General features: G+C 48.2%; 11 protein-coding genes. 9 read left to right on the top strand and 2 right to left on the bottom strand.

Annotated features, from left to right (window positions below):
* Positions 1-58 precede the first annotated feature (58 nt).
* From IEY09_RS08875 to IEY09_RS08885, 3 genes are all read left to right on the top strand, one after another.
* Positions 59-1,084, top strand: a complete 1,026-nt coding sequence (locus IEY09_RS08875; protein WP_229777793.1) for an ABC transporter substrate-binding protein — start codon at positions 59-61, stop codon at positions 1,082-1,084.
* Between the two features lie 13 nt (positions 1,085-1,097).
* Positions 1,098-2,936 carry a sensor domain-containing diguanylate cyclase gene (locus tag IEY09_RS08880; RefSeq protein ID WP_229777795.1) on the top strand — a complete coding sequence of 613 codons (1,839 nt, stop codon included), beginning with the start codon at positions 1,098-1,100 and terminating at the stop codon, positions 2,934-2,936.
* 103 nt (positions 2,937-3,039) lie between these two features.
* Positions 3,040-3,453, top strand: coding sequence for a YkgJ family cysteine cluster protein (locus IEY09_RS08885; RefSeq protein WP_037423422.1), 414 nt, complete (start codon positions 3,040-3,042; stop codon positions 3,451-3,453).
* On the opposite strand, the gene IEY09_RS08890 is transcribed toward IEY09_RS08885, so the two are convergent.
* The gene (locus tag IEY09_RS08890) at positions 3,416-4,255 is read right to left on the bottom strand and encodes a substrate-binding periplasmic protein (protein ID WP_169548246.1); all 840 of its coding nucleotides are present in this window, start codon (positions 4,253-4,255) and stop codon (positions 3,416-3,418) included. The genes IEY09_RS08885 and IEY09_RS08890 overlap by 38 nt on opposite strands.
* A 167-nt stretch (positions 4,256-4,422) precedes the next feature.
* On the opposite strand from IEY09_RS08890, the gene paeA reads away from it, so the two are divergent.
* Entirely contained in the window at positions 4,423-5,739 is a 1,317-nt protein-coding gene (gene paeA, locus IEY09_RS08895) for a polyamine export protein PaeA (RefSeq protein WP_037423329.1), read from the top strand.
* A 56-nt stretch (positions 5,740-5,795) separates the two neighbouring features.
* On the opposite strand, the gene ilvY is transcribed toward paeA, so the two are convergent.
* Positions 5,796-6,668 (bottom strand): HTH-type transcriptional activator IlvY, encoded by an 873-nt coding sequence (ilvY, locus tag IEY09_RS08900; RefSeq protein ID WP_069454085.1) that lies wholly within the window; start codon positions 6,666-6,668, stop codon positions 5,796-5,798.
* Positions 6,669-6,864: 196 nt separating this feature from the next.
* On the opposite strand from ilvY, the gene ilvC reads away from it, so the two are divergent.
* From ilvC to ilvA, 5 genes are all read left to right on the top strand, one after another.
* Complete coding sequence (gene ilvC, locus IEY09_RS08905) at positions 6,865-8,343, top strand: ketol-acid reductoisomerase (RefSeq protein ID WP_188870713.1); 1,479 nt, start codon at positions 6,865-6,867, stop codon at positions 8,341-8,343.
* Positions 8,344-8,922: 579 nt separating this feature from the next.
* On the top strand, positions 8,923-10,596 hold the full coding sequence (gene ilvG, locus IEY09_RS08910; RefSeq protein WP_188870715.1) for an acetolactate synthase 2 catalytic subunit: 1,674 nt from the start codon (positions 8,923-8,925) through the stop codon (positions 10,594-10,596).
* A complete protein-coding gene (gene ilvM / locus IEY09_RS08915; RefSeq protein ID WP_037423344.1) occupies positions 10,593-10,853 on the top strand; it encodes an acetolactate synthase 2 small subunit in 261 nt (86 codons plus the stop codon). The genes ilvG and ilvM overlap by 4 nt, the downstream gene beginning before the upstream one ends.
* 81 nt (positions 10,854-10,934) lie before the next feature.
* Positions 10,935-12,794 (top strand): dihydroxy-acid dehydratase, encoded by a 1,860-nt coding sequence (gene ilvD, locus IEY09_RS08920; RefSeq protein WP_188870717.1) that lies wholly within the window; start codon positions 10,935-10,937, stop codon positions 12,792-12,794.
* 1 nt (position 12,795) lies between these two features.
* Entirely contained in the window at positions 12,796-14,454 is a 1,659-nt protein-coding gene (gene ilvA, locus IEY09_RS08925; RefSeq protein WP_188870719.1) for a threonine ammonia-lyase, biosynthetic, read from the top strand.
* Positions 14,455-14,560 lie beyond the last annotated feature (106 nt).

Below are 14,560 nucleotides of genomic sequence, written 5' to 3' on the forward strand. Positions count from 1 at the left end.
TAAAGTGACCTCTGTGATGGATCACATGCGGGGAAACACGGTCGAGGAGTACTCGCCTTTGCATCTATTATGTTTACGTTGTTTATGGATAGGCATACTGTGTTTTGCTTTGCCTGCGTGGGCTAAATTGGATGTGGTTTTTTTTAATCCAGGCGCGGTTACGGATAGCTTTTGGGGTGATGTCGATAAATTAATGCAGGTGGCTTCATCAAAGCTTGATATTAATTTGCAAATCATACATTCAGATCGCAATCACTTTAAAATGATTGCTCAATTAGAAACGTTATTAAAATCTCAGCCATCACTTCCTACTCATATTATTTTAGTGAATGAGAAGCAGTCTGCGATAAAAATGTTGCAGATGCTTTATCAATATCCCATATATGTTCAATTGATTTTAAATGATATTTCTGTCGCCGAGCGAGAACACTTATTGGCAGATCCACATTGGCAAACTTATTTATTACCAGCGATTATCCCAGATAACTATGCTATTGGTGCTGATACCGCTAAACATTTGCTAAGTCGTTTAGAAAATAAAAAGGCTAAGGTTTTATTAATCTCGGGCGATAAATCTACGCCCGCATCAGTGTTAAGAACTCAAGGCGCTAATGATTATTTCTTTATGCAACCCAATGTTATTGTTACTCAAACGGTATATGGTCAATGGCGTGAAGATATTGCTTATGATCAAACATTAACCTTGCTCAGCCGTTATCCGGATTTAACCTTAATCTGGACGGCGAACGATAAAATGGCTATCGGAGTGGTAAAAGCACTCCGCGAAAAGGGCCTTGAACCTGGACGTGATGTACTGGTCAGTTCGATTAATACTTCCCCTGAGATTTTGTCGCTCTGCCAAGAACGTAAAGTGAGTGCTCTGGGAGGTGGGCATTTTTTAGCGGGTGCTTTAGGGTTAATTCAGCTCAAACAATACCAAGAGACCCAACGTTATTCCTCCTATGAGGATATAGAACTCTTTAGGGTACTTAATCCCGATTCAGCTTTTTATCAGAAGTTAGTTGCAAGGGATTGGGCTGGGATTTTTAAGACACAAATAGTGGATAAGTTATCACAACAGTAATTAATAGGTATTCATGAAGCATCGTAATCATTCCATCAGTCATAGAATGACGCTCACTATTATTGGGGTGAGCTCGTTTTTTGCCGTCCTGACCATGCTGGTGCAGTTAGTCTGGAATTATCAAGAAAGCATTGATAATACAACTGCCGATATTCGTGAATATTCCGAATCGATCTTACCCACTATTGCTAAGTCACTTTGGGATGTGGACCATGGTCTGTTATCTGATTTGCTTTCAGGCTTGGGCATGATGCCGATGGTGTCGAGTGTCAATTTAGAGAGTATCGATGGCGTAGCCATGCAGTTGGGCAAGGCGATTCACGCTAAGGATTACCGACAAACCCTGTTTCGTTACCCGATTATGTATCAGGAACAACAGATTGGTATGCTGACCGTCGGGCTGGATACGGACAAACTCTATTACGAATTATGGCAACAATTGATCATTATTGTCTTAGGCAATGGGCTTAAAACCTTACTGATGATTTATCTTATCCTTACGCTGGTGCGTTTATTGGTGACCAATCGTTTATCGGAATTGGAGCGGTTTGCTAACCAGATAAATTTGAATGCATTACCTAAGTTAACCGTACCCGATAGTGTGGTGAGAAATCCTGATGAAATTGGTCATGTTGCTCAATCGCTTCAGGCTATGTATCAAAGAATTCGCAACGATCTCGCGGTTAATAAACGCCAAAAGCGTGCATTGCAGCAACAGCAAAGTCAGTTAGCACGTTTAGTTGATGAGCGGACTCAAGCGCTCAATTGGCAGTCCCAAGCTAGCCAACTGTTAGCTGAAATATCATTGCAATTTTTAACAGTGGAGACCCTTAACTTAGACAACAATCTCACTGAGGTTTGCCGTAAAATCGGGCGATTATTTGATGTCGAAAGGGTAAGCCTAATAGAGTTTAGCCAACGACAGGTAAATTACCGTTGCGTTTGGTCTAGTGAATCTAATGTATCTGAAATTATTAGTATTTCTGCGGATGTTGTTACTTTGTTGGCACAAAAATTTGAGCAGGAATCGACATTAGTTATCGAGAATGTCGACTCATTGAAGCAAACATCGCCTGAAGAATACGGGTTACTTCGAGGTATTGGTATTTGCTCTATTGCCGCATTTGCCATGAAAAATGCCGATGAAATTGTCGGGTTATTATCGCTCTCAATGGTTTCTCGACCACTAAATTGGACTAAACAAAAAAAAGTGATGTTGACTCAGTTTTCCGCAGCGCTGAACGAGTTATTGCTGCGTGAAGAAAAAGAGCGACAGATGCTTAACTTACAGCAAGCACTGGTAACGGTGAATACGCAACTCAGAGTTATGGCTGAAACCGATGAATTAACTGGGCTGAGCAATCGGCGCCCCTTTACACAAACACTCGACACATTACTCCATGGCAACACAGCAGTCGGTGTGTTGATGTTGGATATTGATTATTTTAAGAGTTACAACGACAACTACGGGCATATTGAAGGCGATGCTGTACTTAGGCGAGTGGCTCAGGATTTAAAAGGCTGTGAAATTTTACCACCCAATGCGCTGCTAGCGCGCATTGGTGGCGAAGAGTTTGCAGTTGTTTTAGCGAAAATCACACCAATCCAATTGGAAGCCATTGCTACCCAACTGTGCAATCAAGTCGATGCATTGAATATTCCGCACTTGGGTGCTCCTACCGGTAAGATTACTCTTAGTATTGGTGGAGTGTATTTACCGCCGGATGCATTAAATGAACTCACCATTTCGAATGTATTACGCCGTGCCGATATCTGCCTTTATCGCGCTAAAGAGCGTGGTCGCAATACAGTGGTGATGGAGTCGCCTCAAACAGCGCTAGCTCATTCTTGAGCTTGTATTAGTCAAGCCTTGGTTCCGTCTGTGACCACAGATTTATTTCTATTTGGGGCCTGTTATAATTGCCGCCCTTTATTGTTTATCTGAAGGTTTTGGTGTGTCAAAACGGAGCAAAAATACGGTAAATTCGGTATCGATTTTTAATATTGATGATTTATCAACTTGGCAAAAATATCGCAAAGGCCTGTGTGATACCTGCCATGCAACCTGTTGTACTTTGCCCGTTGAAGTGACCGTAAGTGACTTAGTGCGCATGGGTTTGGTGGATGACTTTGAAGCCGAAGGCGATCTTAAGGCGATTGCCAAGCGCCTGCAAAAAGCGCGTATTATTGACAACTATAACCATAAAACGGCGATTTTTACCCTTGCCCGTATGGCGAATGATGATTGCCTATATCTAGATGGTAAAACTCGCCGCTGTACTATTTATCACCAACGCCCTGAAACCTGTCGTAACCACCCACAAATTGGCCCTAAAGCGAATTACTGCCCTTATCGTCCCCGTGAGTAAGTTTTTGAATATGAAATTGATAGAGGGTTTCGAGTTGATGACTCTCCTGCATCGTTTTTACCTGCCGATTAAACTCATGAGCAATCAGCTCCTTATGGGCTGAATGTTTAGAAATCAGCATGTAAAACGCTTCTTGCTGAGCATTAGGAGAGATCTTTGATGCTAGTGCTTGAGGGAGTTGTGCAGCATGCGCCAAAGCTAGCGTGCCCGCCAGTATTTCTTTGCGGGCGAGAAAGAACTTACATCTTTGTTTTAGTAGCATTTCCGGTAAATGTCCTAGGGAATGTATTTCGCTAAGGGGAGTCTCTTTACGCCAGCCAAAATTATCGTAGTTGAATCCTTTAATACCGCAAACCTTGCCAAAGTGAGCTAATTGATTGATATCATCGATATGAAACAGCGGGTCCAATTCAGCTTTTAAATAAAAATAACTTGGAGTGAGGTAATAATAAGCGATAGATGGGATATAATCAGTCGCTCTTTGTCGGTTGAGCGATGCGCTCATCGCAGCATCTATGCTGCCATTTTGGACGTCTTTTAAACAGCGGAGCCAAGGCAAAGCCAGTACTTCATAATCAATTCCAATGGGCTTAAAGGTGCGCTCTAGCAGGTCAATGTCGTAGCCGCTAAGCGTGGAAGTCTTAATACCATCTTGTCGAACAAAGTAATTAAACGGTGGATATTCAGTCTCTTCGACACAAAAGCGTAACCTAAATGGGGAAAGCTCATCGGCGCCATAGGTAACAGGCGAGAGCAGAATCACGCATAGTAAAGCGATTAGCGGATATAATGAACGCATCATACTCTTTAAGCTCAATGGCGATTATTAAAGTGTAGCAAAGGGTTATTTGCTGTACTGGCTCTTTATCGCGACATTTCAACCCTGTATCTGGGTAATATTTAACTGGCACGCGAAAATCACTGCGCGGGTTGGTGCAAGTAAGTCAAGTGTGAAATAAAAGGTGTTACATGAGTCTCTTAGATAACGTGATGATTATATTGTGTTTAATTGGTGCAAGTTGTTTCTTTTCCATGTCGGAAATTGCTTTGGCCGCATCACGGAAAATCCGTTTACGTCAGTTAGCCGATGAGGGCGATGCCAGAGCTGAAAAAGTGCTGCATTTACAGTCGTATCCCGGCAGCTTTTTTACTGTGGTTCAAATAGGCTTGAATGCTGTTGCCATCATGGGTGGTATTGTGGGTGAATCAGCATTTCGCCCCTATTTTTATCAATTCCTTTCACCTTGGTTGGCAGATCCTTGGCTGAGTCAGGTGAGCTTTGTGATGTCATTTGTACTTGTTACCAGTGCTTTTATTTTGGTCGCGGATTTAATGCCTAAGCGTATCGCGATGGCGATGCCAGAGCAGGTTGCTTTGGCCGTTGTTGGCCCGATGAGTTTTTGTATTACCGTGTTAAGACCATTAGTTTGGTTTTTTAATGGTATGGCCAGCGCGATTTTTAAGCTGCTACAAATTCCAACGGCTCGAAATGATGAAATCACCTCCGATGATATTTATGCGGTAATGAACGCTGGTGCTGAAGCGGGGGTGCTCGACAAGGGCGAGCAACAAATGATGGAAAATGTGTTTGAAATGCAGACCGTTTCAGTCACTTCAGCCATGACAGCTCGAGAGAGCTTAGTGTATTTCTTGCTGCAAGATAGCGAGGAGGATATCAAGCGTAAAATTGCTGAAGATCCCCATACTAAGTTTTTGGTCTGCGATGGCCAATTGGATATGGTCAAAGGTTTTGTTGACGCAAAGGAGCTGTTGATCCGTGTGATTAACGGCGAAAAAATTACCTTAAAAGACACCAGCCTTGTCCATACTTCGTTGATTATTCCTGACACTTTAAGTCTTTCTGAGGCGATGGAATACTTCAAAAATAGCCGCGCCGATTTCGCCGTGGTGATGAATGAATACGCCCTTGTGGTTGGGATTGTGACCACCAACGATTTACAACGTGCGGTGATGGGCGCTTGGTCGCTACACGAAAGTGAAGAGCAAATTATTGCCCGCGATGGTAATTCTTGGTTAGTGGATGGGGTGACACCGATTACCGACGTCATGCGCGCCTTTGGTATTGAAGAGTTTCCTCACAGCCAAAACTACGAAACCATTGCCGGGTTTATGATGTACATGCTGCGCAAAATTCCTAAGCGCACCGACTTTGTTAATTACGCCGGTTATAAGTTTGAAGTGGTGGATATTGACGCCTACAAGGTCGACCAATTGCTGGTGACGCGTATTGAGGCGAATGATAAATTACAGTCGCCAGATACCTAATCTAGCGTAATAAAGTAGGGAAAACGGGACTCAGTCCCGTTTTATCTCCTGTAAGCTTAAATCGCCTCTAAAAACGCATTGACAATCGGATCGTCCAAGCGTTTGACCTTACAGCAACAGCCTAGTTCGAAGGGAGCAATACTGACTGGCGAAGGTAACAACTGAATACGATCCCGTACAGGACTGTTATTGATCACCACCTCAGGGCTAATGCTCACGCCACAGCCGAGTGCAACCATAGATGCTATGGCTTCCTGTCCCGACACTTGGGCATAAATATTCGGACTAATCCCCATCTGTTTGAACCAATTATCGGCTCGGCGCCGCCCTGGTCCATGGTCAGGAATGATAAAAGGCACTCGTGACCAGTCTATCTGAGCTTGGTTAATCTGTTGCTGCACCGCACAGCGCATAGTGGGAGCGATTAATGAAAGCGGCACATCATCAATCTTGGCAAAATGCAGTGTGGCAGGAAAAGGATCCGGCAGCGCGGCAATGGCAATATCGGCACGATTTTGTTGTACCTCAGCCAGTGCATTAGCCGCATCTCCCGTGGTAAGCGCAATTTCGACAAAGGGATGCTCTTGGCGAAAACGCTCCAATAATTGCGGCAAATGGCTGTAGGCGGCGGTGACTGAGCAATAAAGATTTAAGGTGCCGCGCAGCACGTCCTGCTTAAGATCAATACTATGCCGCAGGTCGCGCCAATGGTGCAGCGTCTGCTCGGCGAACAATTTAAACTCACGTCCCGCATGGGTTAAGGTCACGCTGCGGTTATCCCGCTCAAACAGTTTTGCGTTCACTTCATCTTCGAGCCGCTGCAATGCGCGGCTTAAGGTCGAGGGACTGACATGCATCTGCTCCGCCGTCTTGGCAAAGTGCAAACTGTCACATAAGTGTAGGTACAATTTGAGGGTGCGTATGTCCATAACCTCGTCCTATTGGCCGCTTATCTGGGGTATTGAAACTGAAAATGACATTGCAAAAAACGCAATATGAGGTTTCGAATATATCATTTTAAGCAACGATAGCCATAGGTTATAGTGATTTCAATCACAACCAATCGTTAACAATAGGTTGATATTGGTTGAGTCCCCAATTCCCGACTGAAAGGTGGTATCTCAGATGGCTAACTATTTTAACTCTCTGAATTTGCGTCAACAATTAGCACAACTTGGCCAGTGCCGTTTTATGGACCGCTCCGAGTTTAGTGATGGCTGCAATTACATCAAAGATTGGAATATTGTGATTTTAGGCTGTGGTGCTCAGGGCCTTAACCAAGGTCTGAATATGCGTGACTCTGGGCTGAATATCGCTTACGCCCTGCGCCCTGAAGCCATTGCCCAAAAACGTGCCTCATGGCAAAAAGCTACAGACAACGGCTTTAAAGTCGGCACCTTTGAAGAGCTAATCCCGACCGCCGATTTAGTGCTGAACCTAACACCCGATAAGCAGCATTCCAATGTAGTGAGCGCAGTGATGCCGCTGATGAAGCAAGGCGCGACTCTGTCTTACTCCCATGGTTTCAATATCGTTGAAGAAGGTATGCAGATCCGCCCCGATATCACAGTTGTGATGGTTGCGCCTAAGTGCCCAGGCACCGAAGTGCGTGAAGAATACAAACGCGGTTTTGGTGTGCCGACCTTGATTGCAGTGCACCCCGAAAACGACCCTAATGGCGATGGTTTAGACATTGCGAAAGCCTATGCGAGCGCCACAGGCGGCGACCGTGCTGGCGTGTTGCAATCCTCTTTTATCGCTGAAGTAAAATCGGATCTGATGGGTGAGCAAACGATCCTCTGCGGTATGTTGCAGACGGGTGCCATCCTAGGTTATGAAAAAATGGTGGCCGATGGTGTTGAGCCTGGCTATGCCGCTAAGTTAATCCAACAAGGTTGGGAAACCGTGACCGAGGCGCTTAAGCACGGCGGTATCACCAACATGATGGACAGACTGTCTAACCCTGCCAAGATTAAAGCGTTTGAAATTGCAGAAGATTTAAAAGAAATCCTGCAACCATTATTTGAAAAGCACATGGATGACATCATCAGCGGTGAGTTCTCTCGCACTATGATGCAAGACTGGGCTAACGATGATGCGAACCTGCTGCGTTGGCGCGCCGAAACAGCCGAAACGGGCTTCGAAAATGCGCCTGTTTCGAGCGAACATATCGACGAACAAACTTATTTCGATAAGGGGATTTTCCTGGTTGCGATGATCAAAGCGGGTGTGGAACTGGCGTTCGACACTATGGTGTCTGCGGGGATTGTTGAAGAGTCGGCTTACTATGAGTCACTGCATGAAACACCGCTGATCGCCAACACCATTGCCCGCAAACGTCTGTACGAGATGAACGTGGTGATATCGGATACCGCAGAATACGGTTGTTATCTGTTCAACCATGCCGCCGTGCCACTGCTGCGTGACTATGTGAATGCCATGTCGCCAGAGTATTTAGGTGCGGGTCTGAAGGACAGTTCTAATAGCGTTGATAATCTGCAATTAATCGCGATTAACGATGCGATTCGCCACACACCTGTGGAATATATCGGTGCCGAACTTCGTGGTTATATGACTGATATGAAAAGTATTGTTGGAGCTTAATGGATAAAAGCCGAGCCCCTAAGGACGTGGGGCTTAGCGTGACAAATTGATTCCTGCTTCGTTGGTTGTCGAGCGGGCAAAACTGACATGGGTTAGTCGGCGTTTTTCTCCACTAACGCGATTTTGTTAACGTTTTACTTTGTTGTTTTGCATTGTCTCGGCAGGGAAGCTGAATTTTTTTGACATTAGAAAATTTTTTATTGTGTTTGGCTGTCGCTTTATGGTAAAGCTAATAGCTCGCGGCGGGGTAAGCCTCCTGCCGTAAGCCGTCTCAGTCAGGGACGCAAGAATTAACGCGATACTCATATAGAATACCGATTAGGAATCCATATTGATGTTTAACCAAGCTGCCAAGCTCATTCTCGTGATTATTACCGTCGTGATTATTAAATCACAGCGGGGGCGGCGCATGGCAAACTGGTAGACCTAAAAGGTTAAAAGTTTCGAAAGAACCCCCCGCTCCGAAAGGAACGGGGGGTTCTTCGTTTTCAGGCCCCAGGTTTTGGGACTTACATTTCGAACCAGCACAGATTACGAGTCGATTTTCGACAATTCAGAATTAAGGTAGCGAGAGAAAATATGGAACCAGGGCAGATGATCAGAGGCGCAGACGCGGTTATAAAAGTGTTGGCAGCACATGGTGTTACCACAGTATTTGGTTACCCAGGTGGTGCCATTATGCCAATCTACGATGCCCTCTATGGAAGCCCTGTCGAACATCTCTTAAGCCGCCACGAACAAGGCGCAGCCTTTGCCGCCGTAGGTTACGCCAGAGCCAGTGGTAAAACCGGCGTGTGCTTTGCCACCTCTGGCCCAGGCGCAACTAACTTAATTACTTCGCTTGCCGATGCGCTATTGGATTCAGTGCCTGTGGTGGCGATTACGGGTCAGGTTTCAACCGCCGTGATTGGCACAGATGCGTTTCAAGAGATTGATGTGTTGGGGATGTCGCTAAGCTGTACCAAGCACAGTTTTATGGTGACGGATGTAAACGATCTTATCCCAACCTTGTACCAAGCTTTTGAAATCGCGGCATCGGGTCGCCCTGGCCCAGTGCTAGTGGATATTCCCAAGGATATCCAAATCGCTCACCTTGAATACCGCACACCGTTACTGGCCGTGACCAATGAACCCCAAGCTGAGATGAGTGATATCGACGCTGCCCGTGCGCTGTTGGCGCAAGCAAAGCAACCTATGCTGTACGTGGGCGGCGGCGTCGGGATGGCGGGGGCGGTCGATCAGTTGCGGGATTTTATCAAAGCCACGGGTATGCCATCGGTCGCCACGTTAAAAGGTTTGGGCAGCATCGCCCATGGTACGCCCGGTTATTTAGGCATGTTAGGTATGCACGGCGGTAAGGCGGCCAACCTCGCGGTGCAGGATTGTGATTTATTAGTGGTTGCCGGTGCGCGCTTTGATGACCGAGTAACAGGCCGTTTAGCGACTTTTGCCAACAAGGCCAAAGTCATTCATTTAGATATCGACGCCGCCGAGCTGGGTAAATTACGCCAACCGGATGTGGCTATCGCCGGAGATTTACGCCAGATTTTCCCTGCCCTTGCTATGTCGCTGGATATCACTCCTTGGCTGACTGAAGTGGAACATCTTGCCCGTAAACATCAGTGGGATTATCAACATCCCGGCAGCTTAATCTATGCCCCCGCTATGCTGCGCCGTTTAGCCAATAAACTGCCCGAAGACAGTGTAGTGTGCTGCGATGTGGGCCAGCATCAAATGTGGGTCGCCCAGCATATGTGGTTCCGTCGCCCTGAAGATCATTTATCTAGCGCAGGTTTAGGCACTATGGGCTTTGGTTTACCCGCTGCTATCGGTGCTCAAGTGGCTCGCCCCGATGCAACTGTGGTTACAGTGTCTGGCGATGGCTCTTTCATGATGAACGTGCAGGAGCTGACCACCATCAAGCGCCGCAAATTACCGGTGAAGATCCTACTAATCGACAACCAAAAACTGGGGATGGTGAAACAGTGGCAACAGCTATTCTTTGAAGAGCGCTACAGCGAAACCGATCTGTCAGACAACCCCGATTTTGTACAACTCGCTTCGGCCTTCGATATTCCCGGCCGCACGATTTTCTCTTCCGACGAGGTGGAAGAGGCCTTAACCGAAATGTTAGCGGCTAAGGGCCCCTATTTGTTACACGTAGCAATTGACGATGCTTTTAACGTTTGGCCACTGGTGCCCCCTGGTGCATCAAACAGCGATATGATGGACGAAATGGAGAAACAAACATGATCCACTCCCTAGAATTAACGGTTCAACAACGCCCCGAAGTGCTTGAGCGTGTTTTGCGCGTGACTCGCCATCGTGGTTTTACGGTCACCCAAATGCAGATGCGGATGAACGACGATGCGAGTCTGTCACTGGATATGGAAGTAGATAGCGAGCGCGCCATTGAGCTGCTCAGCAATCAATTGAATAAATTGATTGATGTCACTCAATGCAAGGTCTTGTTACCGCTAAACTTGCAGCAACAAAAAGTACACGCATAAGCATCCAGTGGCTGCGGCGCATCGGCTCCGTAGTAAGGCCCTAAGGGCACGATTTTCGATTTGAGATAAGGGATAGAGTCAATGCCAAAGTTACGTTCAGCTACCAGTACCGAAGGCCGCAATATGGCGGGTGCCCGTGCGCTATGGCGCGCCACAGGGGTGAAAGACAATGATTTTGGTAAGCCGATTATTGCGATTGCCAACTCCTTTACTCAGTTTGTTCCCGGCCATGTGCACTTAAAAGATATGGGCTCTCTGGTGGCGGGCGCCATCGAAGAAGCGGGCGGTATTGCCAAAGAATTCAACACCATCGCCGTCGATGATGGTATCGCCATGGGCCACGGTGGCATGCTCTACAGTTTGCCCTCGCGGGAGCTTATCGCCGATAGTGTGGAATATATGGTCAATGCCCACTGTGCCGATGCGCTGGTTTGTATCTCTAACTGCGACAAAATCACCCCCGGTATGTTGATGGCGGCGCTGCGCCTCAATATTCCCGTGGTATTTGTGTCGGGCGGGCCGATGGAAGCGGGTAAAACTAAGCTGTCGGACAAGCTTATCAAGCTCGATTTAGTCGATGCCATGGTGGCTGCGGCTGACTCGAGTGTGAGCGATGAAGATAGCGCCAAAATTGAACGCAGTGCTTGCCCTACATGTGGTTCCTGCTCGGGCATGTTTACCGCCAACTCGATGAACTGTTTAACCGAAGCCCTAGGTCTGTCGCTGCCGGGCAATGGCTCCATGCTCGCGACCCATAGCGACCGACGCGAACTGTTTTTAGAAGCGGGCCGCCGCGTGATGGCACTGACCAAACGTTACTACGAACAAGACGATGCCTCGGCACTGCCGCGCAACATCGCCAGCTTTAAAGCCTTTGAAAACGCCATGGCGCTAGATATCGCCATGGGCGGTTCGTCTAATACAGTGTTGCACTTATTGGCTGCGGCGCAGGAGGCGGACGTGGCATTCACTATGGACGATATCGACCGTATGTCGCGCCAAGTGCCGCATCTGTGCAAGGTGGCGCCGTCGACCGCTAAATACCATATGGAAGATGTGCACCGAGCTGGTGGCGTGATGGGGATTTTAGGCGAGCTAGACCGCGCCGGACTGCTGCATACCGATGTGCCACATGTTGCTGCCGATGCGGGGGGCAATCTCAAGTCGGTGCTCGCCAAGTACGATGTCATGCAAACCCAAGATGACAACGTAAAACAATTCTTTATGGCGGGACCTGCGGGCATTCCCACCACTAAAGCCTTTAGCCAAGACTGCCGCTGGCCATCGCTGGATGATGACAGGCGTGAAGGTTGTATCCGTAGCCGCGAATTTGCCTTTAGCCAAGAGGGCGGTTTGGCCGTGTTATCGGGCAATCTGGCGGACAACGGCTGTATCGTTAAAACGGCGGGTGTGGATGAATCGAATCTGACCTTTATCGGCAGCGCTCGGGTGTACGAAAGTCAAGACGACGCAGTCGCTGGCATCTTAGGTGGCGAAGTGGTGGCGGGCGATGTGGTGGTGATTCGTTACGAAGGGCCAAAAGGCGGTCCGGGTATGCAAGAAATGTTGTACCCCACCAGTTACTTAAAATCCCGCGGCTTAGGCAAGGCTTGCGCGCTAATTACCGACGGCCGCTTCTCTGGTGGGACATCCGGCTTATCCATCGGCCATGTGTCGCCTGAGGCGGCGGCGGGCGGCACGATTGCCTTGATTGAAAACGGCGATCGCATTGAAATCGATATTCCTAAGCGCAGTATCAAGCTCGCTGTAAGTGATGCCGAATTGGCTGCGCGCCGTGAAACCATGCTCGGCCGTGGTCCAATGGCGTGGAAACCGCTTTCGCGTCAGCGTTATGTGTCGATGGCACTTAAAGCCTACGCCATGCTTGCCACCAGTGCCGATAAGGGCGCGGTGCGCGATCGCAGTAAGTTGGAGGACTGATATGTTATCTCTCGCATCGTCGCAAACGGAGCAGGCTGAAGCCCAGGCTTCTCAAGTTCAGTCCGATAAGGCGCAATCGGTCACTTCTGCCTTAGAAAAGAGTCAGCTTGCGCAAAGCTACCTGCAAAAAATCCTGCTGTCGTCGGTTTATGATGTTGCGAAAGTGACACCACTCTCGAGCCTGAATAAACTCTCGGCGCGTTTGGGCTGCCAAGTGTTTTTAAAGCGCGAAGATATGCAGCCTGTGCATTCCTTTAAGCTGCGCGGCGCCTATAACCGCATCGCCCAGTTGAGCCAAGCTGAATGCCAACGCGGCGTGGTGTGTGCCTCGGCGGGCAATCATGCCCAAGGCGTGGCCATGTCGGCGGCCAGTCGTGGTGTGGATGCGGTGATTGTGATGCCCGAAACCACGCCGGATATTAAAGTCGATGCGGTGCGCCGCTTGGGTGGCAACGTGGTGTTGCACGGCCAAGCTTTCGATCAAGCTAATGGTTTTGCGATGGCAATGGCGCAGCAGGAAGGCCGAGTGTATATCGCCCCCTTCGATGACGAAGCTGTTATCGCTGGTCAAGGCACCATTGCCCAAGAAATGCTGCAACAGCAGCGCGACCTTGAAGTGATTTTTGTGCCCGTGGGCGGTGGCGGTTTAATTGCTGGGATTGCTGCTTATTACAAGGCTGTGATGCCACAGGTTAAAATCGTTGGCGTTGAGCCTGAAGATGCGGCCTGCTTAAAGGCGGCGATGGAAGCGGGCGAGCCGGTGACGCTGGCGCAAGTGGGCCTGTTTGCCGATGGTGTGGCGGTTAAGCGTATCGGCACAGAGCCATTTCGTGTCGCCAAGCTGTGTGTAGATGCCGTGGTGACGGTCACCTCTGACGAAATCTGCGCAGCAGTGAAAGATATTTTTGAGGATACCCGCGCCATTGCCGAACCCGCAGGTGCTTTATCTTTGGCTGGTCTTAAAAAATATGTCAGCACCAATGCTACAGGTGAGAGTGGTCGCGGCGAGAAGGTGGCGGCGATTTTAAGTGGCGCGAATGTGAACTTCCACAGCCTGCGGTATGTGTCGGAGCGCTGCGAGCTGGGTGAGCAAAAAGAAGCGGTGCTGGCGGTTAAAGTGCCCGAGCGTCCAGGGAGCTTCCTGCGTTTTTGTGAGTTGCTCGAAAAGCGGGTGATGACCGAATTTAACTACCGTTTTAGCAGCCGTGATATGGCGGTGGTATTTGCGGGTATTCGTTTGACCAAAGGCCATGGCGAATTAGAGCAAATTATCAATACCTTAGAAGACCATGGCTTTGAGGTGCAGGATTTATCCGCTGATGAAACTGCGAAATTGCATGTGCGTTATATGGTCGGTGGTCATCCGCCAGAGCCGTTAGAGGAGCGCCTATTTAGCTTCGAGTTTCCCGAGCATCCAGGGGCGCTGCTGAAGTTTTTAACCACCTTGCAAAGCAAGTGGAATATCAGTCTATTCCACTATCGTAATCACGGCGCGGCTTTTGGCCGAGTGCTGGCGGGGTTTGAAGTGCCCGCGAGTGATGCCTTGCCGTTTCAGCAGTTTTTAACTGAGCTGGGATTTGTCTATCAAGAAGAAACCCAAAGCCCTGCTTATCAACTGTTTTTGAATGCCGGAAAAGGAAAAAACAACCTGCCTGTGTAGTCACTTAGCGTTAGGTGACAACTTAGGCTAAAGGAGGGACGCACAGGCGTCCCTTTTTGTGGTAGTTTGGTTTAACAAATCAAGAGTGAATGCTCTAATCATATAA

Source organism: Shewanella xiamenensis, from assembly GCF_014647135.1.
Lineage (GTDB): Bacteria > Pseudomonadota > Gammaproteobacteria > Enterobacterales > Shewanellaceae > Shewanella > Shewanella xiamenensis.

Excerpts from the sequence above, each read along its gene's own strand:
- IEY09_RS08880 (WP_229777795.1), top strand. The coding sequence starts at position 1,098 with ATGAAGCATCGTAATCATTCCATCAGTCATAGAATGACGCTCACTATT.
- IEY09_RS08890 (WP_169548246.1), bottom strand. The coding sequence starts at position 4,255 with ATGATGCGTTCATTATATCCGCTAATCGCTTTACTATGCGTGATTCTG.
- paeA (WP_037423329.1), top strand. The coding sequence starts at position 4,423 with ATGAGTCTCTTAGATAACGTGATGATTATATTGTGTTTAATTGGTGCA.
- ilvY (WP_069454085.1), bottom strand. The coding sequence starts at position 6,668 with ATGGACATACGCACCCTCAAATTGTACCTACACTTATGTGACAGTTTG.
- ilvC (WP_188870713.1), top strand. The coding sequence starts at position 6,865 with ATGGCTAACTATTTTAACTCTCTGAATTTGCGTCAACAATTAGCACAA.
- ilvG (WP_188870715.1), top strand. The coding sequence starts at position 8,923 with ATGGAACCAGGGCAGATGATCAGAGGCGCAGACGCGGTTATAAAAGTG.
- ilvM (WP_037423344.1), top strand. The coding sequence starts at position 10,593 with ATGATCCACTCCCTAGAATTAACGGTTCAACAACGCCCCGAAGTGCTT.
- ilvD (WP_188870717.1), top strand. The coding sequence starts at position 10,935 with ATGCCAAAGTTACGTTCAGCTACCAGTACCGAAGGCCGCAATATGGCG.
- ilvA (WP_188870719.1), top strand. The coding sequence starts at position 12,796 with ATGTTATCTCTCGCATCGTCGCAAACGGAGCAGGCTGAAGCCCAGGCT.